26 protein-coding genes are annotated in these 20,533 nt (G+C 74.9%); 16 read left to right on the top strand and 10 right to left on the bottom strand.

Features of this window, described 5'->3' with window-relative positions:
• Positions 1-121: 121 nt before the first annotated feature.
• Together PH190_RS18355 and PH190_RS18350 are read left to right on the top strand one after the other, a co-directional pair.
• Positions 122-775 (top strand): TetR/AcrR family transcriptional regulator, encoded by a 654-nt coding sequence (locus tag PH190_RS18355; protein WP_274232970.1) that lies wholly within the window; start codon positions 122-124, stop codon positions 773-775.
• A 9-nt stretch (positions 776-784) separates the two neighbouring features.
• Entirely contained in the window at positions 785-1,006 is a 222-nt protein-coding gene (locus tag PH190_RS18350; RefSeq protein ID WP_274232969.1) for a hypothetical protein, read from the top strand.
• Here PH190_RS18350 and PH190_RS18345 read toward each other — a convergent pair.
• Positions 978-1,484: a GNAT family N-acetyltransferase gene (locus PH190_RS18345; protein WP_274232968.1), complete on the bottom strand. Its 507-nt coding sequence runs from the start codon at positions 1,482-1,484 to the stop codon at positions 978-980. The two genes, PH190_RS18350 and PH190_RS18345, sit on opposite strands and share 29 nt — an antisense overlap.
• A 1,135-nt stretch (positions 1,485-2,619) precedes the next feature.
• On the opposite strand from PH190_RS18345, the gene paaA reads away from it, so the two are divergent.
• From paaA to PH190_RS18300, 9 genes are all read left to right on the top strand, one after another.
• Entirely contained in the window at positions 2,620-3,579 is a 960-nt protein-coding gene (gene paaA, locus PH190_RS18340) for a 1,2-phenylacetyl-CoA epoxidase subunit PaaA (protein ID WP_274232967.1), read from the top strand.
• On the top strand, positions 3,576-3,926 hold the full coding sequence (gene paaB, locus PH190_RS18335) for a 1,2-phenylacetyl-CoA epoxidase subunit PaaB (protein WP_274232966.1): 351 nt from the start codon (positions 3,576-3,578) through the stop codon (positions 3,924-3,926). The genes paaA and paaB overlap by 4 nt, the downstream gene beginning before the upstream one ends.
• On the top strand, positions 3,926-4,849 hold the full coding sequence (paaC, locus tag PH190_RS18330) for a 1,2-phenylacetyl-CoA epoxidase subunit PaaC (RefSeq protein WP_274232965.1): 924 nt from the start codon (positions 3,926-3,928) through the stop codon (positions 4,847-4,849). Before paaB ends, paaC begins: the two co-directional genes overlap by 1 nt.
• On the top strand, positions 4,843-5,355 hold the full coding sequence (paaD, locus tag PH190_RS18325; protein ID WP_420791671.1) for a 1,2-phenylacetyl-CoA epoxidase subunit PaaD: 513 nt from the start codon (positions 4,843-4,845) through the stop codon (positions 5,353-5,355). Before paaC ends, paaD begins: the two co-directional genes overlap by 7 nt.
• Positions 5,355-6,470, top strand: coding sequence for a 1,2-phenylacetyl-CoA epoxidase subunit PaaE (gene paaE / locus PH190_RS18320; protein WP_274232963.1), 1,116 nt, complete (start codon positions 5,355-5,357; stop codon positions 6,468-6,470). Before paaD ends, paaE begins: the two co-directional genes overlap by 1 nt.
• A 10-nt stretch (positions 6,471-6,480) precedes the next feature.
• Positions 6,481-8,526 carry a phenylacetic acid degradation bifunctional protein PaaZ gene (gene paaZ / locus PH190_RS18315; protein ID WP_274232962.1) on the top strand — a complete coding sequence of 682 codons (2,046 nt, stop codon included), beginning with the start codon at positions 6,481-6,483 and terminating at the stop codon, positions 8,524-8,526.
• The gene (paaI, locus tag PH190_RS18310) at positions 8,519-8,926 is read left to right on the top strand and encodes a hydroxyphenylacetyl-CoA thioesterase PaaI (RefSeq protein WP_274232961.1); all 408 of its coding nucleotides are present in this window, start codon (positions 8,519-8,521) and stop codon (positions 8,924-8,926) included. The genes paaZ and paaI overlap by 8 nt, the downstream gene beginning before the upstream one ends.
• Positions 8,927-9,025: 99 nt before the next feature.
• On the top strand, positions 9,026-9,664 hold the full coding sequence (locus PH190_RS18305) for a DedA family protein (RefSeq protein ID WP_274232960.1): 639 nt from the start codon (positions 9,026-9,028) through the stop codon (positions 9,662-9,664).
• Between the two features lie 39 nt (positions 9,665-9,703).
• Positions 9,704-10,018: a DUF8129 domain-containing protein gene (locus tag PH190_RS18300; RefSeq protein ID WP_274232959.1), complete on the top strand. Its 315-nt coding sequence runs from the start codon at positions 9,704-9,706 to the stop codon at positions 10,016-10,018.
• A gap of 87 nt (positions 10,019-10,105) precedes the next feature.
• On the opposite strand, the gene PH190_RS18295 is transcribed toward PH190_RS18300, so the two are convergent.
• Complete coding sequence (locus PH190_RS18295) at positions 10,106-11,251, bottom strand: acyl-CoA dehydrogenase family protein (RefSeq protein WP_274232958.1); 1,146 nt, start codon at positions 11,249-11,251, stop codon at positions 10,106-10,108.
• A gap of 70 nt (positions 11,252-11,321) precedes the next feature.
• On the opposite strand from PH190_RS18295, the gene PH190_RS18290 reads away from it, so the two are divergent.
• Positions 11,322-11,948: a TetR/AcrR family transcriptional regulator gene (locus PH190_RS18290; protein WP_274232957.1), complete on the top strand. Its 627-nt coding sequence runs from the start codon at positions 11,322-11,324 to the stop codon at positions 11,946-11,948.
• On the opposite strand, the gene PH190_RS18285 is transcribed toward PH190_RS18290, so the two are convergent.
• Positions 11,911-12,906: an LLM class flavin-dependent oxidoreductase gene (locus PH190_RS18285; RefSeq protein ID WP_274232956.1), complete on the bottom strand. Its 996-nt coding sequence runs from the start codon at positions 12,904-12,906 to the stop codon at positions 11,911-11,913. The two genes, PH190_RS18290 and PH190_RS18285, sit on opposite strands and share 38 nt — an antisense overlap.
• Positions 12,907-13,123: 217 nt before the next feature.
• Here PH190_RS18285 and PH190_RS18280 point away from each other — a divergent pair, with 217 nt between their 5' ends.
• The 4 genes from PH190_RS18280 to PH190_RS18265 all read left to right on the top strand — a co-directional run bounded on the left by PH190_RS18280 (position 13,124) and on the right by PH190_RS18265 (position 15,858).
• Positions 13,124-13,474: a YciI family protein gene (locus PH190_RS18280; protein WP_274232955.1), complete on the top strand. Its 351-nt coding sequence runs from the start codon at positions 13,124-13,126 to the stop codon at positions 13,472-13,474.
• Entirely contained in the window at positions 13,462-14,706 is a 1,245-nt protein-coding gene (locus PH190_RS18275; RefSeq protein WP_420791676.1) for an RNA polymerase sigma factor, read from the top strand. The genes PH190_RS18280 and PH190_RS18275 overlap by 13 nt, the downstream gene beginning before the upstream one ends.
• 37 nt (positions 14,707-14,743) lie before the next feature.
• Positions 14,744-15,385: a DUF1707 SHOCT-like domain-containing protein gene (locus PH190_RS18270; RefSeq protein WP_274232953.1), complete on the top strand. Its 642-nt coding sequence runs from the start codon at positions 14,744-14,746 to the stop codon at positions 15,383-15,385.
• Positions 15,386-15,519: 134 nt separating this feature from the next.
• On the top strand, positions 15,520-15,858 hold the full coding sequence (locus PH190_RS18265) for a hypothetical protein (RefSeq protein WP_274232952.1): 339 nt from the start codon (positions 15,520-15,522) through the stop codon (positions 15,856-15,858).
• A gap of 42 nt (positions 15,859-15,900) precedes the next feature.
• Here PH190_RS18265 and PH190_RS18260 read toward each other — a convergent pair whose 3' ends face one another.
• From PH190_RS18260 to PH190_RS18230, 7 genes are all read right to left on the bottom strand, one after another.
• Entirely contained in the window at positions 15,901-16,392 is a 492-nt protein-coding gene (locus PH190_RS18260) for a nucleoside deaminase (protein ID WP_274232951.1), read from the bottom strand.
• 25 nt (positions 16,393-16,417) lie between these two features.
• On the bottom strand, positions 16,418-16,861 hold the full coding sequence (locus tag PH190_RS18255; protein WP_274232950.1) for an STAS domain-containing protein: 444 nt from the start codon (positions 16,859-16,861) through the stop codon (positions 16,418-16,420).
• 145 nt (positions 16,862-17,006) lie between these two features.
• Positions 17,007-17,240, bottom strand: a complete 234-nt coding sequence (locus PH190_RS18250) for a hypothetical protein (protein ID WP_274232949.1) — start codon at positions 17,238-17,240, stop codon at positions 17,007-17,009.
• 104 nt (positions 17,241-17,344) lie between these two features.
• Positions 17,345-18,130: a glycosyltransferase family 2 protein gene (locus tag PH190_RS18245; RefSeq protein WP_274232948.1), complete on the bottom strand. Its 786-nt coding sequence runs from the start codon at positions 18,128-18,130 to the stop codon at positions 17,345-17,347.
• Positions 18,127-18,735, bottom strand: a complete 609-nt coding sequence (locus PH190_RS18240) for a class I SAM-dependent methyltransferase (RefSeq protein ID WP_274232947.1) — start codon at positions 18,733-18,735, stop codon at positions 18,127-18,129. Before PH190_RS18240 ends, PH190_RS18245 begins: the two co-directional genes overlap by 4 nt.
• Entirely contained in the window at positions 18,732-19,475 is a 744-nt protein-coding gene (locus PH190_RS18235; protein ID WP_274232946.1) for a PIG-L deacetylase family protein, read from the bottom strand. Before PH190_RS18235 ends, PH190_RS18240 begins: the two co-directional genes overlap by 4 nt.
• Positions 19,472-20,434: an acyl-CoA dehydrogenase gene (locus tag PH190_RS18230; protein ID WP_274232945.1), complete on the bottom strand. Its 963-nt coding sequence runs from the start codon at positions 20,432-20,434 to the stop codon at positions 19,472-19,474. Before PH190_RS18230 ends, PH190_RS18235 begins: the two co-directional genes overlap by 4 nt.
• Between the last annotated feature and the right edge of the window lie 99 nt (positions 20,435-20,533).

The raw sequence follows: 20,533 nt of genomic DNA, 5'->3' as shown, positions 1-20,533 counted from the left end.
CGGCGTCCGACGCCAGCCTCGTCGACGCCGGCCGCCGCGTCACCCGTGTCGCCCGTGTCGCCGCGCCGAGATCCGGGCCGGACGCGCCGCCGGCCGGCGATCGGGACGTAGATTGCGCGGCGTGACCGGCACCCGTCCCCCCGCTCCCGAGGGCGAGCGTCCCGCGGGGACCCGTCGGGCCCGGCCGGCCTACGACCACTCGAGCCTCGTCGAGGTCGCCGCGCGGGTGTTCAACGAGCGCGGCTACGACGCCACGAGCATGGAGGACCTCTCCGCCGCCGCCGGCATCACCAAGTCGTCCTTCTACCACCACGTGCGCGGCAAGGAGGCCCTGCTGCGCGCGGCGCTGGAGCGCGCCCTCGACGGGCTCTTCGGCATCCTCGACGAGCCGGCCGCGACCGCCGGCACCCCGCTGACCCGCCTGCGCCACATCGTGCGGCGCCAGGTCGAGGTGCTGGTCGGCGAGCTCCCGCACGTCACGCTGCTGCTGCGCCTGCGCGGTAACACCGAGACCGAGCGATGGGCCCTGGGACGCCGCCGCGAGTTCGACGCCGCGATCGCGTCGCTGGTACGCGAGGCCTCGGCCGCCGGGGAGCTGCGCGCGGGCCTCGACCCGGCCGTCGACGCCCGCCTGCTCTCGGGGCTCGTGAACTCGCTCGTCGAGTGGTACCGCCCCGGGCGCGTGCCGGTGGACGAGCTCGTCGCCGAGGTCGACCGCATGGCCTTCGAGGGCCTGCTCGCGCAGGGGCCTGCCGGCGACGGACGACGGGCCTAGGCTGGTCACGTGCCGCTGGAGTTCTCCGAGCAGCCCGACACCGGCCTCGTCGCCGTGACGCTGACCGACGGCGACGGCACCGTCCTGCAGACCCGCGTGGTCGCGGCGGACGAGATCTCGCGCATTGCCGCCCGCGCCCGCGCCGCGGTCGAGCGCAGCGAGCGCACCGGCGGGTCGGGCCTCTACGTCACGCTCGACGAGCTCATCGACGGGACGTCAGGTCCTGCTTGACCCCGATCTTGTAGCCCCGGTGGGTCGCGGTGAAGCCGAGCCGCTCGTAGAACCGGTGCGCGTCACCGCGTGAGACGTCGCTGGTGAGCTGCACCAGCCCGCACCCCCGCCGCCGCGCCTCCGCCACCGCCCACCCGACGAGCGCGGCGCCGTACCCCCGGCCCCGGCACTCGACGGCCACGTGCACCGACTCCAACTGGGCCCGCCGCGTCCCCCGCCGCCCGAGGTTCGGCAGCACCGTGAGCTGCAGGGTGCCGACGATCCGGCCCCCGATGTCCTCGAGGCAGACGAGCAGGTGGGCAGGGTCGGCGTCGATCTCGGCGAACGCGGTCTCGTAGGGCGCGAGGTCATCGACGGCGTCGCCCCGCCCGGCGCTGACCGGGTCGGCGGCGAGCAGCGCGACCACCGCAGGCAGGTCCTCGGCCCGCGCCCGCCGCACCGTCAGCTCCCCGTCCCGCAGCGTCGCCAGCACGTCCATGCGGCGCATCCTCGTCGAGGACGTCGTCGGGCGACCTGTGCACGTGATCGCGTCGAGACTGCGTGGCTCGTCCGCCGCCGCGGCTCAGACGCCCGTGGACCCGGCGCGCCAGGTTGGCTCGGCGGACGGCGCGGGGGACGGCGCGGGCCGGCGCGGCAGCACGGGCCGGCGCGGCGTTCCTCGTCGGGCTGGCCACCCCTGACGAGCTATGCCCAAGATCGCGTCGAGAACGACACCGGCCGCGAGCCTGGGCCCGCCGCCTCGCAGCGAACGACGCCCTCGCCTCCCCGAGCAGCAGGCGCCCTCGCCTCCCCCGTTGCAGCGAACGTCACCTTCGCTGCCTCAGAAGCAGCGAACGACACCCTCGCCTCCCCGAGCAGCAGGAGCCCTTCGCCTCCCCCGTTGCAGCGAACGTCACCTTCGCTGCCTCAGAAGCAGCGAACGACACCCTCGCCTCCCCGAGCAGCAGGAGCCCTCGCCTCCCCCGCAGCGAACGTCGCCTTCGCTGCCTCGGAAGCAGCGAACGACGCCCTCGCCCTCCCCGAGCAGCAGGAGCCCTCGCCTCCCCCGTTGCAGCGAAGGACGCCTTCGCTCCCTCAGGAGCAGCGAACGACGCCCTCGCTCCATCGTTGCAGCGAAGGACGCCTTCGCTCCCTCAGGAGCAGCGAACGACGCCCTCGCTCCATCGTGGGTGCCGGGCGCCCTGATGCGGCGCGGCGGGGACACGCCCAGCACGGCGTGCCGCAGGCGTCGTTCCCGACGCGATCAACGCCGTAGGTCGCCGCCGTCTCTTCCCCGGCCCACCTGTCGCGTCCGACAGCAGTCACCCGACCCGTCGATCTCGACGCGATCAACGCCAGAGGTCGCGAACACCGTCGGCCGGCCCGCCCTCCGACGACTCGCCTGCGGGCCCGGTCCCGGCTCGGGCCGAACCGTCAGCCTCGGTCCGCTCGACCCCGTCGACCACCCCCGCTGCCGACCGACCGGTCGCCCTGATCCGTCGGTCTCGACGCGATCATGGGCATAGGTCCCGCCGACACCCATCCCACCGGAGCCGGGCGAGACGGTTGCGGACCCCCGCCCGGATGCGTCACCATCACAACCGAACGAACATTCGGTACGGAGGTGGGCGCCGATGACGGTGACCGAGGACGAGACCCGCGACCTCGAGGCGGACTTCGAGCGCACCGTCGCCGCCGAGGGCCGGATCGAGCCGCGCGACTGGATGCCCGAGGGCTACCGGAAGACGCTCATCCGGCAGATCGCCCAGCACGCGCACTCCGAGATCATCGGGATGCAACCCGAGGGCAACTGGATCCTCCGCGCCCCGAGCCTGCGCCGGAAGGCCATCCTCCTGGCGAAGGTGCAGGACGAGGCCGGCCACGGGCTCTACCTCTACTCGGCCACCGAGACCCTCGGGGTCGACCGGGCCGAGCTCACCGAGAAGCTCATCGACGCCAAGCAGAAGTACTCGTCGATCTTCAACTACCCGACGCTGACGTTCGCCGACATCGGCGTCATCGGCTGGCTCGTCGACGGCGCCGCCATCTGCAACCAGGTCCCGCTGTGCCGCTCGAGCTACGGGCCCTACGCCCGGGCGATGGTGCGCATCTGCAAGGAGGAGTCGTTCCACCAGCGCCAGGGCTTCGAGCTCCTGCGCACGCTGATGGCCGGCACCGACGCGCAGCGCGCGATGGTCCAGGACGCCGTGGACCGCTGGTGGTGGCCGTCGCTGATGATGTTCGGCCCCGCCGACGGCGACTCCCCGAACACCCAGCAGTCGATGGCCTGGCGGATCAAGCGCCACACCAACGACGAGCTGCGCCAGCGCTACGTCGACATGACCGTCCCGCAGGCCGCGGCCCTGGGCGTCACGTTGCCCGACCCGGAGCTGCGGTGGAACGACGAGCTCCAGGCGCACGACTTCGGGGCGATCGACTGGGACGAGTTCGCGCAGGTCGTCAAGGGTGCAGGTCCCTGCAACGCCCAGCGCCTGGCCAACCGGCGCGCCGCCCACGAGGACGGCCAGTGGGTCCGCGATGCGGCCGCGGCGTACGCCGCCAAGCGGGCACACCAGGAGGTGCCGGCGGCATGAGCATGGCCGACGACACCACCGCGCACGTCGAGGGCGAACCGACGTTCGACGGCTCGACGCCGCCGCGAGCGCACTGGCCGCTCTACGAGGTCTTCGTGCGCGGCAAGCGGGGCCTCAACCACGTGCACGTCGGGTCGCTGCACGCCCCCGACGACACGATGGCGCTGCACAACGCGCGCAACCTCTACACGCGGCGCAACGAGGGCGTGAGCATCTGGGTCGTGCGCGGCGACGCGATCACCGCGTCCAGCCCCGATGAGAAGGACCCGTTCTTCGCGCCGTCCGGCGACAAGGTCTACCGCCACCCCACGTTCTACGAGATCCCCGACGACGTCCCCCACCTCTGATGCACAGCCACGACGAGACCGACGACGAGAACGTCTACGACGCCCTGGCCAGCGCCGACGACGACGGCCGCTGGGCCTTCGGCACCGGGTTCGACGCCGGCACCGCCGAGATCGACGCGCCGGTGCCCGAGGGCGTCGACCGCGACGACCTGGCCACCTACTGCCTGATGCTCGCCGACGACGCGCTCGTCGCGTCGCAGCGCCTGGCGGGCTGGACGACGAAGGCCCCGGAGCTCGAGGAGGAGGTCGCGCTCGCGAACATCGCGCTCGACCTGCTCGGCCAGGCCCGCGTGCTGCTCGCCCGGGCGGGGCACCTCGGCGCCGCCGAACCCTTCCGCGTCGGCCCGCAGGACGACGAGGACGTGCTCGCGTACTTCCGCGACGACCGCGCGTTCCGCAACGTCACCCTGGTCGAGATCGACCTCGGCGACTTCGCGCAGACCGTCGCCTGGATCCTCGTCCTCGCCTCCTGGCGGCTCGCCCTCCTGCAGCGCCTGACCGGCTCGCGCGACCCGGTGCTCGCGGCCGTCGCGGGCAAGGCCGTCAAAGAACTCACCTACCACCGCGACTACGCGGCCCAGTGGGTGCTGCGCCTCGGTGACGGCACCCCGCTCTCGCACGCGCGGATGCAGGCGGGCCTCGAGGCCGTGTGGCCGTTCGTCGAGGAGCTCTTCACCGCGCACGCCGTGGAGCGCCGCCTCGTCGACGCCGGCGTCGCCGTCGACCCGACCGAGCTGCGCGGGGAGGTCGAGGCCGTGCTCGACCAGGTCCTCCCGGCCGCGACGCTGACCCGTCCCGACCGCGCCGCGGTGGGTCTCGTCGGCGGGCGCGGCGGCCGCGACGGCGTGCACACCGAGGCGCTGGGCCCCGTGCTCGCGGTGATGCAGTCCCTGGCCCGCGCCCACCCGGAGGCGACGTGGTGACCTCAGCGCTCACGGACGCCCGGACGGCCGCCGAGTCCGTCGTCGACCCCGAGATGCCGATGCTCACGCTCGCCGACCTCGGCGTGCTGCGCGGCGTCGAGACCGGCGCGGACGGCACGGTTGTCGTCACCCTCACCCCGACCTACTCGGGCTGCCCGGCCCTCGACGAGATGCGCCACGACCTGCGGTGCGCGCTCACGGACGCGGGCTACGACAAGGTCGACGTCCGCACCACCTTCAGCCCGCCCTGGTCCACCGACTGGATCTCCGACGACGGCCGCCGCAAGCTCGCCGAGGCCGGCGTCGCCCCGCCCGACCGCCTCGGACCGCGACCGGCGAGTGGGCCGGTGCCGCTGACGCTGCACGCGCCGTCGCGCGTCGTCGCCTGCCCGCAGTGCGGCGCCGTGGACACCGAGGAGACCTCGCGCTTCGGCCCGACCGCCTGCACCGCGCTGCGTCGCTGCCGGTCGTGCGGGGAGCCGTTCGAGCACGTCAAGGAGATCTGATGACGGCCGCTGCCACCGAGGACACGGACACCGAGATCCCCACCAGCGACGCCGTCCCCGGCTTCCACCGCCTGCGCGTCGCCGACGTCGAGCGGCTCTGCGAGGACGCCGTCGCGGTCACGTTCGACGTCCCCGACCACCTCCGCGACGACTACGCCTTCCGCGCCGGCCAGTACCTGACGCTGCGCCAGGAGACGCCGGCCGGCGAGGAGCGCCGGTCGTACTCGATCTGCGCGCCGGAGGGCGCCGCGCCGCGGATCGGGGTCCGCCGGGTCGCCGACGGGCTGTTCTCGACGAAGCTGGTGGACGGGCTCGCGGCCGGCGACGAGCTCGAGGTCGGGCCGCCGCAGGGCCGGTTCACCCCCGAGGTCGCCCCCGGCGAGCACCACGTCCTCGTGGCCGCGGGCTCGGGCATCACGCCGGTGCTCTCGATCGCCGCGACCGTGCTCGCCGCGTACCCCGACACCGAGGTCACGCTGCTCTACGGCAACCGCCGCAGCGACACGGTGATGTTCGGCGAGGACCTCGCCGACCTCAAGGACCGCTACGGTCCGCGCCTGTCGCTGGTGCACGTGCTCTCGCGCGAGCCCACCGCGTCGGACCTGTTCAACGGCCGCCTCGACGCCGACCGGCTGCGGACCCTGATCGGCGCGCTCGTGCCGGTCGGCGAGGTCGCGCACTGGTGGCTGTGCGGCCCGCTCGGCATGGTCGAGGCGGCGACGGAGGTCATCGGCACCTTCGACGTGCCCCGCGGGACGATCCACCGCGAGCTGTTCTACGTCGACGAGCCACCGCCCGAGGTGCACCGCGCCGAGGACGACGTCGTCGACGACGGCACGGGGGCCGCGGTGACCGTCGTGCTCAACGGCCGCGAGAGCGTGCTGACCCTGCCGCGCACCGAGCCGGTGCTCGACGCCGCCCAGCGCACCCGCTCCGACCTGCCCTTCGCCTGCAAGGGCGGGGTCTGCGGCACGTGCCGCGCGCGGGTGACGGTCGGCGAGGTCCGCATGCGGCGCAACTTCGCCCTCGAGCCCGAGGAGGTCGAGGCAGGGTTCGTGCTGACCTGCCAGGCCCTGCCCGTGTCCGACGAGGTCACGGTCGACTACGACGTGTAGGAGCTCACGGATGAGCATCGTTGCCAGCCACGTCCGCGGCGGGTGGGTGACGCCCGAGGGCGTCGAGGGCCGCCCGATGACCGACGCCGTCACGGGCGAGGAGATCGGCCGCCTGTCCACCGACGGCATCGACATGGCCGCCGTCGCCGACTACGCGCGCCGCACCGGCGGCCCGGCGTTGCGGGAGCTGTCGTTCCACCAGCGCGCGTCGCTGCTCAAGGCCCTCGCCGGCTACCTGCGCGAGCACCGCGACGAGCTCTACGCCGTCTCGGCGCGCACGGGCGCGACGCGCGGTGACGCGAAGTTCGACGTCGACGGCGGCATCGGCGTGCTGCAGGTGTACGCGTCGCTCGGCAAGCGCGAGCTCCCGGCGTCGGGCCCGTGGCTCGACGGCGACCTCGCCCCGCTGAGCAAGGGCGGCACGTTCGCCGGCCAGCACGTGTACACACCGCTGCACGGGGTCGCCGTGCAGGTCAACGCCTACAACTTCCCCTGCTGGGGCCCGCTCGAGAAGCTCGCGCCCGCGTTCCTGGCCGGCGTCCCGACGATCATCAAGCCGGCGACGCCCACCGCGTTCCTCACCGCTGAGCTGGTGCGGCTGATCGTGGAGTCGGGGCTGCTGCCCGAGGGCGCGGTGCAGTTCCTCGCGGGCTCGACCGGCGACCTGTTCGACCACCTCGGCGAGCAGGACCTCGTCTCGTTCACCGGCTCGGCGTCCACGGCACGCCGGCTGCGCACCCACCCGGTGCTGGCGGCGCGCGCGGTGCGGTTCACCGCCGAGGCCGATTCGCTGAACTGCTCGATCCTCGGCCCCGACGCGACGCCCGGGACGCCGGAGTTCGACCTCTACGTCGGCCAGCTCGTCACCGAGATGACGGTCAAGGCGGGGCAGAAGTGCACGGCGATCCGGCGCGCGTTCGTGCCGGCGGCGCAGGTCGACGCGGTGGTCGAGGCGGTGCGGGAGAAGCTCGCGCAGGTGGTCGTCGGCGACCCGTCGGCCGAGGGCGTGACCATGGGCGCGCTCGCCGGGCTGGAGCAGCGCGAGGAGGTGCGCCGCTCGCTGAAGTCGCTGACCGACGCCGCCGAGGTGGTGTTCGGCGACCCGGAGCACGTCGAGGTCCGCGGCGCCGACGCCGAGCGCGGCGCGTTCATGTCGCCGGTGCTGCTGCGCGGGTCGGCGGACAGCGCGGCGGTGCACGAGGTGGAGGCGTTCGGGCCGGTCGCGACGGTGCTGCCGTACTCGTCGACCGCCGAGGTCGTCGAGCTCGCCGCCCGCGGGCAGGGCTCGCTGGCGGGCTCGGTGGTCACCGCCGACCCGGAGTTCGCGCGCGACGTCGTGCTCGGCGCGGCGCCGTGGCACGGGCGGCTGCTCGTCCTCGACCGCGCCGACGCGAAGGAGTCGACCGGCCACGGCTCGCCGATGCCGCAGCTCGTGCACGGGGGGCCGGGGCGCGCCGGCGGCGGCGAGGAGATGGGCGGGCTGCGCGGCGTCGCCCACCACATGCAGCGCACCGCGGTGCAGGGCAGCCCGGACATGCTCTCCGCGATCACCGGGCGCTGGGTCCCGGGCAGCGCGCGCACCGTCACCGACGAGCACCCGTTCCGCAAGTACCTCGAGGACCTGCGCCCCGGCGACACCGTCGTCGGCGGCCCCCGGCGGGTCACCGAGGCCGATGTCGCGCACTTCGCGGAGTTCACCGGCGACACGTTCTACGCCCACCTCGACGCCGAGGCCGCCGCCGCGAACCCGTTCTTCGGTGAGCGCGTCGCCCACGGCTACCTCGTGGTGTCGTTCGCCGCGGGCCTGTTCGTCGACCCGGCGCCGGGCCCGGTGCTCGCGAACTTCGGCGTCGATGATCTGCGCTTCCTGACGCCGGTGAAGTTCGACGACGAGCTGACGATCACGCTCACCGCCAAGCAGATCTCCCCCCGCGCCTCCGCGGCCTACGGCGAGGTGCGGTGGGATGCCGAGGTGGTCAACGCGAACGGCGAGCCCGTGGCCAAGTACGACGTGCTGACGCTGGTGGCGAAGCGCTCCGCGGGCTCCGATGCCTGAGATCGCGGCGTCCGTGCGGCGCATGTGGGACGACGACGGCGCCTCGCGCAAGCTCGGGATGGAGCTGCACGAGGCGGCCGACGGGCGGGCGCGCCTGTCGATGCCGGTGACCGACGAGATGGTCAACGGCCACGGCATGTGCCACGGCGGCTACCTGTTCCTGCTCGCCGACTCCGCGTTCGCGTGCGCCTGCAACTCACCGGGTCCGGTGACGGTCGCGGCCGCCGCCGACATCGTCTTCGTGGCGTCGGCGATGACCGGCGACGTCCTCGAGGCCGTGGCGACCGAGCGGGTCGCGTTCGGGCGCAGCGGCGTCTACGACGTGACGGTCACGCGTCCCCGCGACGGGCAGGTCATCGCCGAGTTCCGCGGCCGGAGCCGGACGTTGCGGCGCAGCTAGCGCCCGAGTCGTCACCACCTGTCACCAGGGGCCCGATTTCTGGTCGTCCTTCTGACGCAGTGGTGTGCTCAGGCGCCACGGTGGGTCATCATCGGGCGTGTGGGCATCGGGCACTGGTTGACGACGATCCCGCCGCTGGCGGTGTACCTCACCGTCCTCGGCGTGGTCGGGATCGAGAGCTTCGGCATCCCCCTGCCCGGCGAGATCGTGCTCGTGAGCGCGACGCTGATGGCGACGCGCCCGGAGCTCGCGGTGTCGGCGGTGTGGGTGGCGGTGTGCGCGCTGATCGGCGCGGTCGTCGGCGACTCGATCGGCTTCGCCGTGGGCCGGCGCTACGGGATCGGGCTGCTCGAGGCGGCGGGACGGCGGTTCCCGAAGCACTTCGGCCCGGCGCACGTGGCGCTCGCCGAGCGGGCGTTCGACCGCTGGGGCGTGCTGACGGTGATCGTCGGGCGCTTCGTCGCGATCCTCCGCATCCTCGCCGGCCCGCTGGCCGGCGCGCTGCGGATGCCCTACCGGAAGTTCATGCCGGCCAACGTGATCGGCGGGGTGCTCTGGACGTTCGGCACCACGGCCCTGGTCTACGCGCTCGGCGTCGCGGCCGAGACCTGGCTCAGGCGCTTCTCCTGGGCGGGGCTGGCGGTCGCGCTGGTCGTGGGCCTGGTCGTCGGGTTCCTCGTCAAGAAGCGGGTGATCGGGCTGCTCACCGCACCGGAGGAGGGTGCGACCCGCTCCTGACGGGTAGGCCTCCGGCCCACCCGCCCCGAGGAGGTCCCCGTGGCCGACACCCCGTTCCCCGACTTCGACCACGCCACGGTCGAGACGGTCAAGCACCGCATCCGCTCGCTCGAGCGCGACGAGGTGGCGGGACTGCTCGACCACGAGCGCGAGCACTCGTCGCGCATGCCGGTGATCGAGGTGCTGCGCACCCGCCTCGCCGAGCTCGACGCCGGCGCCGAGCCGTCCAGCGGCGACCAGTCGGCGGCGCGCGAGGCCGGCACGTCCCACGGCTCGCCGGTCTCCCCCGACGGCGCCGCCCAGCCCGGCCCGCCCGACCGCCACGGCCTGCGCCAGGTCACCTGGGGTGGCTAGCTGCTCGCGCCAAGGAGATGCGGCAGCCAGCGCTCCTTCGTCGCGCTGCCTACCGATCTCCGGCGCGCTCCTGTGGTCGGGTTCGCCCTACCGGGCGAAGCCGCGGCTGATGACCAGGCGCTGGATCTGGTTGGTGCCCTCGAAGATCTGCATGATCTTGGCCTCGCGCATGTAGCGCTCCACCGGGAAGTCGCGGGTGTAGCCGTAGCCGCCGAACACCTGCACGGCGTCGGTGGTGACGCGCATGGCGTTGTCGGTGGCGACGAGCTTGGCCGCGCTCGCCTGCCGCGAGTAGGGCCGACCGAGGTCGCGCCGGCGCGCGGCGTCGAGGTAGGTGGCGCGCGCGGAGTCGACGGCGGCGGCCATGTCGGCGAGCACGAAGCCCAGGCCCTGGTGGTCGACGATCTTCTTGCCGAACGTCGTCCGCTCGTTCGCGTAGGCGACCGCGGCGTCCAGCGCGCCCTGCGCCAGCCCGACCGCGCAGGCCGCGATCCCGAGGCGCCCGGAGTCGAGCGCGGAGAACGCGATCTCGAGGCCCTGGCCCTCCCGGCCGATCAGGCGGTCGGCGTCGAGGACCGCGCCGTCCCAGTTCGCCGTCGTCGTCGGGACCGCGTGCAGCCCCATCTTCTCCTCGGGCCTCCCCCAGGTCAGGCCCTCGGCCTGCCCGGGCGCGAGGAAGCACGACACCCCGCGGCTGCCCTCGCCGGTGCGGGCGAACAGGGCGTAGAAGTCGGCCCGGCCGCCGTGGGTGATCCACGCCTTGGTGCCGGTGATGCGGTAGCCACCGGGCTCACCGTCGACCTTCTCCGCCCTGCACCGCAACGCCGCGGCGTCGGACCCGGCCTGCGGCTCCGAGAGCGAGTAGCCGCCGATCTGCGCGCCGCCGAGCATCGCGGGCAGCCACTGCTTCTGCTCGTCGGTGCCGAACGTGAACAGCGGGAAGCACGACAGCGAGTGCACGCTCGTCGCGACGGCGACCGCCGCCCACCGGGCCGCGAGCTCCTCGAGCACCTGCAGGTAGACCTCGTACGGCTGCCCGCCCCCGCCGACCTCCTCGGGGTAGGGCAGGCCGAGCAGCCCGGCCTCGCCGAGGGTCGCGAACAGGCCCTCGGGATAGGTCTCCGCCCGCTCGTGCTCCTCGACCCGGGTCGCGAGCTCCTTGTCGGCGATGTCCCGGGTCAGCTCCAGCAGGTCCTCGGCCTCCTGGGTTGGCAGCAACCGGTCGACGGCCATCGGTCACACGCTCCTATCGGTACTGACGACGGTCCTAGAGTACCGCTGAGAGGAGCGCTAGGATAGGGCCATGGCCGCTCCGACCCCCGTGCGCCGCGGTGCCGCGCGCCACTCGGAGCTCTTCGACGCGCTGGTCGAACTGCTGCTCACCGAGGGCTTCGCGCACCTCACGCTCGACGACGTCGCCGCCCGCCTGCGCTGCTCGAAGCGCACGCTGTACACCCTCGCCGGATCGAAGGAGCAGCTCGTGCGCGCGGCCGTCGTGCGCTTCTTCGCGCGCGCCACCGAGCGCGTCGAGGCCGCCGTCGCCGCCTGCGCCACGCCCGCCGACCGCGTGGCGGCCTACCTGCGCGCCGTCGCCGCCGAGCTCGCGCCCGCCTCGGCGCGCTTCGTCGACGACATGGCCGCCTTCCCGCCCGCCGCCGAGGTCTACGCGCGCAACACCGCGGCGGCCGCCCGTCGGGTCGGCGAGCTCATCGGCGAGGGCGTCGCGGCCGGCGACTTCCGCGACGTGCCGGTGTCCTTCGCCGCCGAGATGGTGACCGCGACGATGGTGGCGATCCAGCAGCGCCGCATCGCCGGCGCCACCGGGCTCGCCGACGCCGAGGCCTACGAGGCCCTGGCGACGCTGCTGCTGCACGGCCTGGCGCGCGACCCCGCTACGCCGGCTCGACCTTCGGCAGGATGTCGTTCTTGATCCGCTTGAGGTCGTCGAGCGTCTTCGACACGGGCACGTCGGTGAACGGCGGCCAGATGAGCGGCATCGTCAGCCCGGCGTCCTTGTAGGCCTTGAGCCGGTCGGTGAGCTGCTTCTCGGTGCCGACCAGGAGGTTCGACGCGACACCGCCGGCGGTGCTCTGGTCGGTCTCCTCCTCGGTGATGACCGTCCAGATCATGCTGCAGATCTCGAGGTCCTTCGACCGCTTCGGGCTGCCGATCTCCTCGAACTGCTGGTCGATCGCGGTGAGCCACTTCGCGAGGCCCTCCGGCGAGTCCTGGATGCCGATCCAGCCGTCGAGGTCGTACTTGGTGATGCGCTTCGCCGAGCGCAGCGGGTCCTTGAGGCCGCTCATGAAGATCGGCGGCCGCGGCTGCTGGAGCGGCTTGGCGCCGAAGCCGCAGCGCTCGAAGTCGGCGAACTCGCCGTGGTACTCGAACAGGTCGTTGCCCCAGACGCCCTGGAGGACCTCGATCGTCTCGCGGACGTGCTTGTGCCGCTTCGGGAAGATGTGCGCGGCGCTCGCGGCGGCGAACTCCTCGGGCATCCACCCCGCGCCGAGGCCGACGTTGAGGCGGCCGCCGGAGAGGTGGTCGATGGTGGCGAGCTCCGCGGCGAGCACGCCGGGCGCGCGGAACGGCGTGTCGATGATGCTCTGGCCGATGCGGACCTTCGACGTGCGCGCGGCGAGCCACGGGAGCAGCGGGTAGCCCTGGAACCACTGGCCGCGCGCCTGCACGGGCAGGGCGTGCGGCAGCCCGTCCATCATGCCGAACGTGTACTGGAGCTCCTCACGGTCCGACGCCTCCGGGACCACGATCCGGTCGAGCGTCCACACCGAGTCGAAGTCGAGCTCCTCGGCGAGGTCCGTGAGGTCCTCGAGCTCCTTGATCGTGACCTCGGTGCGGAAGTTCGGCAGGTAGAGAGCGAGCTTCATGGTGAACGGCCTCCTTGCCGGGGTGTCGGGCAGGTCACACACGGTTCCGCACCCTCGACGCCCGCCGCAAGGAATTGCGCACGATCGACCTGACGCCGTCACCGCACCGCGACGGCGGCGCGGGAAGAATCTCCGGCCGGACCTGTCGATCGGGTCCGCGGCCGTTCGTGGAGGGGTGCGCGGGCACGGTGCCCGCGCAGCGAACCGAGGAGGACCCGTGGCCCACTACCTGCTCAGCGTCATCACGCCCGCCGAGGGCGAGCCGCCGTCGGACACCGAGATGCAGGAGATCATGGGCCGCGTCGCCCAGCTCCAGCAGGACATGCAGGAGGCCGGCGTCTGGGTCTTCTCCGGTGGCCTCGAGGCGCCCGACACCGCGACGGTCCTGTCCCGCAGCGGCGACGACGTGCTCGTCACCGACGGCCCGTTCGTCGAGCTCAAGGAGTACGTCGGCGGCCTGACGATCATCGACGCCCCGGACCTCGACGCCGCCCTGCACTGGGGCCGGCGCTCCACCGAGGCGGTCGGCCTGGCCATCGAGGTGCGGCCCTTCCACTGGGCACCGTGACCGACGGCCCCTCCTCGGCGGCGATCACCCGCATCGTCGCCGAGGAGTACGGGCGCTGCGTGGCGACGCTGACCCGCGTCCTCGGCGACATCGACCTCGCCGAGGACGCGGTGCAGGACGCGCTCACCGTGGCGCTGACCCGCTGGCCGGCCGACGGCATCCCGCCCAACCCCGGCGGCTGGCTCGTCACCACCGCACGGCGCCGCGCGCTCGACCGCCTGCGCCGCGACGCGGTCGGCCGCGACAAGGAGGCCCGGGCGGCCCGTGAGGAGCCCCCGCCGGACGAGGACGACCCCGACGACACCCGTGACCGCGAGGAGGAGGGACCGGTGCACGACGACCGCCTCCGCCTCGTCTTCACCTGCTGCCACCCCGCGCTGGCCCTGCCGGCGCGGGTCGCGCTGACGCTGCGGCTGCTCGGCGGCCTGGAGACCCCGGAGATCGCCCGCGCGTTCCTCGTCCCCGAGTCCACGATGGCCCAGCGCATCGTGCGCGCGAAGAACAAGATCCGGGCCGCGCGGATCCCCTACCGGGTGCCGCACGACGCCGACCTGCCCGACCGCCTGCCGGGCGTCCTCGCCGTCGTCTACCTCGTCTTCACCGAGGGGCACGCCACCGCGACGCGCGAGGACCTCGCCGCCGAGGCGATCCGGCTGGGACGGCTGCTCGCCGACTTGATGCCCGACGAGCCCGAGGTGCTGGGCCTGCTCGCGCTCATGCTGCTCACCGAGGCGCGCCGCCCCGCGCGCCGGGCCGCGGACGGGTCGCGGGTGCTGCTCGCCGACCAGGACCGGACGCGCTGGGACGCCGACCTCGTCGCCGAGGGGCTCGACCTGGTCCGCCGGTGCCTGCGCCGGAACCGGCCCGGGCCCTACCAGCTCCAGGCCGCGATCAACGCCGTGCACGCCTCGGCGCCCGACACCGCCGCGACCGACTGGACCCAGATCGTCGCGCTCCACGACCAGCTGCTCGCCCTCGCACCGAGCCCGACCGTCGCCCTCAACCGCGCCGTCGCCGTCGCCGAGACCGCGGGGCCGGGCGCGGCGCTGGCGATCGTCGACCAGCTCGCCGAACGCCTCGACCGCTACCACCTGCTGCACGCCGTGCGCGCCGACCTGCTGCGCCGCCTGGGCCGCGACGACGAGGCACGCGCCGCCCTCGACGCGGCGCTCGCCCGCACCGACGACCCCGACGACCGGGCGCTGCTCACCGCACGACGGCACGGTGGGTGAACCCTCGCCGCACCGTCGGCGGGGGCAGGATGGGGCCATGAGCGCCGAGCCCCCGGAGATGCGGATCGGCGACCGCGAGCGACGCGCCACCGACGACCGGCTGCGGATCGCCCTCGACGACGGGGTGCTCACGCTCGTGGAGTACGACGAGCGCACCCGGCAGTGCTGGGCGGCGCGCACGCAGCGCGAGCTCGACGTCCTGGTCGCCGACCTGCCGCCGGGCACGGGGTCGGCGGGGACGCCGGCGACGACGGAGGACCGCCCGGCCCCGGTGGCGCACACGCCCGTCCACCAGCGCGTGGGCAGGGCGATCGTGCCGATCGTGCTGGCCGGCGTCGCGCTGTTCGTCGGCGGCAACCTCGTCACCGCCGACGACGGCGCCGCGGTCTTCGGCAACCGCACCGTGTCGGTCGCGCAGGGCCAGGGGGAGGTGGAGGTCGCGACCCTGTTCGGGCGGACCGAGGTCGTCGTGCCGCCGGGCACCGTCGCGCGCACCAGCGGGGCGATGATCTTCGGGAGCACCCGCTGCGCGGCGGCCTGCCAGACGCCGCCGAACGGGATGACGCTGCCCGAGGTCCTCGTCGTCGCCGACGGCGCGTTCGGCTCGGTGGAGGTCGTGACGCCGGCCGAGGCGGCCCAGGGCGGCCTGCGCGACCGGGACGATGACGACGACGACTGATGCTCACGGTCGGTCACCGCCGGCGAGCACAGAGAATTTCCTGCTCGACGCGGAACATCCGGGCCCGCCCGCACCGTCAGAGGTTCGAACGCCCACCACACCGGGCACCGATCCTCACCGAGAGCGAGCACATCATGAGCGCCGACACCACCGCCGGGGACCGCTACTTCGCCGCCGACGGCACCGTCTACAACGCCGACGGCTCCGTGGCCGGCACCTACCACGTCGACGCCCAGGGCAACGTCGACGCCGTGGCCACCGACGAGGACGGCAACGGCGCGGTCGACACCGTCATCGCCGACACCGACCACAACGGCACCTTCGAGACCGGCGTCGTGGACACCGACGGCGACGGCTACGGCGAGACCGTCGTGGTCGACACCGACGGCGACGGCGACTTCGACAGCGGCGCGGTCGACACCGACGCCGACGGCACCTACGAGACGACCGTCAGCGACCCCGCCGGCTTCTGACCGACCCTCCGTGCGTGATCTTCTGAGCCATCGCTCAGAAGATCACGCACGTGTGTCGTGGTGACGGCGCTGGAGCGCGCGGACCTCCTCGTCGAGCGGGGGCACCGGGCCGGCGACGCGCAGGGCCGGCGCGACCTCGGTGATCGCGAGCGGGCGCACCGGCGAGGGCGGGGCGCCGAGCTCGGCGCGCCAGGCCGTGAGCTGCTCGGACGAGCTCGCGTAGACGATCGGCCCGAGCCCCACCCAGGCGTGGGCCGCCGCGCACATCGGGCAGTGCTCGCCGGAGGTGTAGACCGTGCTCGCCGCCCGCTCCTCCGGCGTCATCGCCCCGGCCGACCAGCGAGCGATCGCGAACTCGGGGTGCTGCGTCGCGTCCCCGCCCGCGACGCGGTTGCGGTCGGCGTAGCGGACGTCCCCGCCCGGCCCGACCAGCACCGAGCCGAACGGCTCGTCGCCGGCCTCGAGCGCCTCGCGCGCGAGGTCGACGCAGCGGCGCAGGTGGGCGAGGTCGTCGTCGCTCAACGTGGGTGGCACACCGGGCACCGTGCCACGCGTCCGGTCAGGGGCGGTGGCCGAGCTCGGCGGCGAGCGCCTCGGGCGGGTCGTGCAGCTCGACGCGGGCCTCCCGGGCCAGGCAGCGGATGCGCAGCCGCCCGAGCACACGGGCCAGGCCGGCGTCGCACCCGTCGAGCCCCGACAGGTCGATGACGAGCTCGGTGCCGGCCTGGCGCTCGAGCTCGGCGGCCAGGGCGCGCAGGCGCTCGCGACCGGTGCGGTCGAAGCGACCGCGCAGGGCCAGGGCCACGCAGCCCGGGCCGTAGCGGCGGATGCCGACCGCGGCCCGCCGGTTGCCGGTGGCGGCGGGCTCGGCGTGGGCGACGGCCTCGGCCACCGCCCGCCGTCGCCGTTCGGCGAGGTCGGCGGGGACGTCGACGTCGAGGTCGACGTCGTGGACGGCGGGGCTGCTCGTGGTGCGGGCCGGCGCCTCGGTGTCGATGGTCATCGGGCCTCCCTCGGACGACCGCGGAGACACCGTTCCGGGGGAACGGCGTGCGTCGTGCGTCGCGGCGTGGAGGTCTCAACCGCCGACTCGGTCGTCAGGAGTTTACCCACGGCGACGCGGTGAGCACGAGCCGTATGCACGGCGTTCACCGTTCCGCGCCCGGTCCGTGCTGGTCACGCAGGCCGTCGATGAGGGCGAGCAGGCGCGCGAGCTCCCGGCGCAGCGCCACGATCCGGGTGCCGCCGTGACCGGCCGGACGCTGCCGTTCGGCCTGCAGGGCGTCGAGGATGGCGAAGGCCCGCTCGAAGCGCGGGTCGACGGCCGCGTCGACGTGCGCGCGCCACGCGGCGGAGTCGGAGGGACGGGATCGCTCGGTCATCGGGCGGCTCCGGGGACGGTGCGCGCCACCGGCGCGCACGGTGGAGGTGCGCACCGCCCCGGGCTCGAGCGGTCGGGTCGTCGGGTCAGGGCGTCGGCGCCGCGTCAGGAGATGCGCGCCGCCGGGCCGCTGTCCCCGCGCCGTGCCTCCGGGCACGGGGTCCCGAGGGGACTACCCGATGGCGCGGTGAACACACTCCGGACGATCCCGCGCAGGTGACCGGCGAACCCGTCCGGGGCCCGGCCGTCGGTGCGGGCGCTCGTCGCGACGGGGTGCGCCCCGTCGCGGACGACGGGCAGCCCCGCCCGGTCGAGGCGCGCCACGAGGGCCACGTCCTCCCCGGTGGCGAGCGGGGGGAAGCCACCGACGGCGCGGTAGGCGGCCGCGGCGACGCCGAGGCTGGCGCCGTGGACGTGCCGGTGCGCATCACCCGGCCCGCCCGCCTCGCCGTGGTCGTCGTACTGCGCGCGGTAGCGCGCGTGGACCGCCCGCGGCAGGCCCGCCCAGTCCAGGACCTCGACGGTGCCCACCCACGCCGCGGCGCCCGCCTCCCACGCCCCGAGCTGGGCGGCGAGCCAGTCCGGCGGCACCACGGAGTCGGCGTCGGTCGTCGCCAGCCACCCGGCGGGCTCGTACGCCGAGAGCAGCGCGGCCGCCCCCGCCGCCCGCGCGCACCCGACGTTGCGGGCGCCGAGCAGCAGCACGTCCGCCCCGCCCGCCCGGGCGACCTCGGCGGTGCCGTCGGTGCAGGCGTCGGCGACGACGAGCACGCGCACCCGGGCGCGGTCGGCCACCGCGCCGGCCGCCACGCGCAGGCCGTCGAGGCATTCGGCGAGCAGCGCCTCCTCGTCGTGGGCGGGCACCACGGCGCCGATCAGGGGCAGGCTCACCGCAGGCCCGTCTCCTGGGCCACCGACCGCGGCTCCGGGGGCGTCCGCGCGTAGACCTCGAGGCGGAAGTCGGCCTCGTCGTGGCGCACGACGCGCGCGAGCCCGGGCCGGTCGGCGAGCTCGTCGTGCACCGCACCGCCCTCGACGGGGTACTCGGGCGCCTCACGCAGCCAGTGCACGGCGAGCAGGTGCCCGCCGGGGCGCAGCCGCTCGGTGACGGCGTCCCAGAACGCGGCGCGGTCGGCGTCGTCGAGGTAGTAGACGACCTCCGAGGCCACGACCAGGTCGAACGTCCCGTCCGGCGTCCGCGGCGGCAGCGCGCCCTGCTCGACGCGCACGTGCGGCCGGTCGGCGAGCCGGGCCCGGGTCGCATCGACGGCGCGCTGCGCGGGGTCCCAGCAGACGAGCTCGTCGCAGCGCGCGGCCAGCGGCACCGACAGGGACCCGCCCGCGCAGCCGGGCTCGAACGCCCGCGCGTAGCGGGGCCGGGGCAGCGCGGCGAGCACGACCGCGCGCTTGCGCTCCTCGTACCAGCCGCGCTCGATCCCCCACGGGTCGGCGTCGGCGGCGTAGAGCTCGTCGAAGTACTCGGACGACAGGCTCACGCGGGCCCCCAGACGATCTCGACGTCGCGCCGGAAGCGCGCCAGCACCTCGGGCGACAGGACGACGGCGTCGCGCGGGTCGTCGGACAGCGGCGCGACCTGCGTGGTGAAGCGGTCGATCGCCGCGCCCTTCGCGCCGACCGCGGTGCCGGGCAGCGGCAGGCGCCGCGCGCCCTCGAGCGCGACCTCGCCCGGGCGCGCCCAGTGCCACAGCCACACCGGGTAGCGCCAGCACGCGGCCCCGACCCGCGCGGCCGCGGCGGCGCCGCCGTCGGCGGTGGCGTCGTGGTCGGGGTGGCCGTCGCCGGCGACGGGCACGAGCACGGTGTCGCCGGGGTCGAGGACGGCGAGGAGGCGCTCGGCGACGTCGTCGGCGGCGACCGCGGCGTCGCGGAGCCGGAGCCGGTCGACCACGGCCTCGATCCCGAGCACCTCCAGCGCGGCGCGCCGCTCCTCGGCGCGCCGCTCGGCGAGCTCGGCGGGCGCGAGCGTCGGACTGTCGGGGTGCGAGCCCTCCCCGTCGGTGACCGCGACGACCAGCACCGGCGTGCCGTGCGCCGCCCACACCGCGAGCGAGCCGCCGACGCCGAGCACCTCGTCGTCGGGGTGCGGGGCGACCACGACGACCCGGCCCGGCGGGCGCACGGCGAGCGGGTCGCGGACGGGCACCGTGCCCAGCCCGCCCGGGCCCCACCACACGTCCTCGGGCGTCCCCCGGCCCTTCAGTGACGGGCCGGTCACGGGAGGAGGTCCTGCTCGTCGGCGTCGCCGGCCAGCTCGCCCAGGGTCGCGAGGTCGCGCTCGGCGTGGCTCTGCCGGACGTAGATCTCGAGGTCGGCGACGCGGCGGGCATGGTCGGCGTCGCGGACCTGCGGGCCGGGACCGAGGGCACGCCCGGTGCGGCGCAGCGCGCTCTCGACGGCCGTCTCGACGACCGCGCGGACCCGCAGCGCCCGGCGCCGCTCCTCGCGCCACGACCCGGGCGGCTCGTCGTCGAGGACCGCGGCGGCGGCACGCAGCAGCGCCCGGGCGGCGGCGAAGTCGGCGTCGACGGCACCGAGGTGCGCGCGGCCGTGGTCGTCGAGCCGCCCCTCGCGCCCGGCGCGGCGCAGCGGCGCGGACACGCCCACCGCGCCGCCGTACCAGGCCGCGGCGACGGCGATCGCGCCGTGCCAGAACCCGGGGCGCTCCAGGTAGGCGCCCGCCCCGCCGACCGCGACGGCCGGGACGTCGGTGAGGTCGACCGTGGCCGCGGCGCTGCCGCGCATGCCCAGCGCCTGCCACTCGCCCGCGCGGACCTCGATCCCGGGCGCGGCGAGGTCGATCGCGAAGAGCCGCCGGCCGTCGTCGGCGTGCCCGGTGACCAGCGCGTGCGTGCACGGTCCGGCCGCGCCCGAGCAGAAGGGCTTATGCCCGGTCAGGCACCAGGTGTCACCCTCGCGGCGGGCGCGGACCTCGACGCCCGGCGGCTCGGCGGCCCAGACGCCCCAGCACGCGTCCGGCGGCGCGGCCCGGCCGCCGAGCTCGGCGAGGATCGTCAGCGCGTCCAGGTGGGCCTCGGCGAGGCGCGCGACGTCGAGGTCGTCGGCGGCCGCGGCGGCGAGCACGCCGAGGTTGTGCCGGGTGCGCCCGTCACCGCGCGGCGAGGGCGACGTCGTGAACCGGGCGAGGACGGGCCGGACCGCGTCGGGTGGCGTCACGGACTCTCCTCGGGGGCCGGCGGCAGCGGCGGGCACGGTCGGGCACGGTCGGGCACGGTCGGACCTGGCCGCCGTATGGCGACGTCCCGGAGCGCGGGG

The sequence above is a fragment of the Actinomycetospora straminea genome, from assembly GCF_028737255.1.
GTDB classification, from domain to species: Bacteria; Actinomycetota; Actinomycetes; order Mycobacteriales; family Pseudonocardiaceae; genus Actinomycetospora; species Actinomycetospora straminea.
This window is presented reverse-complemented; position numbering and strand designations above follow the sequence as displayed.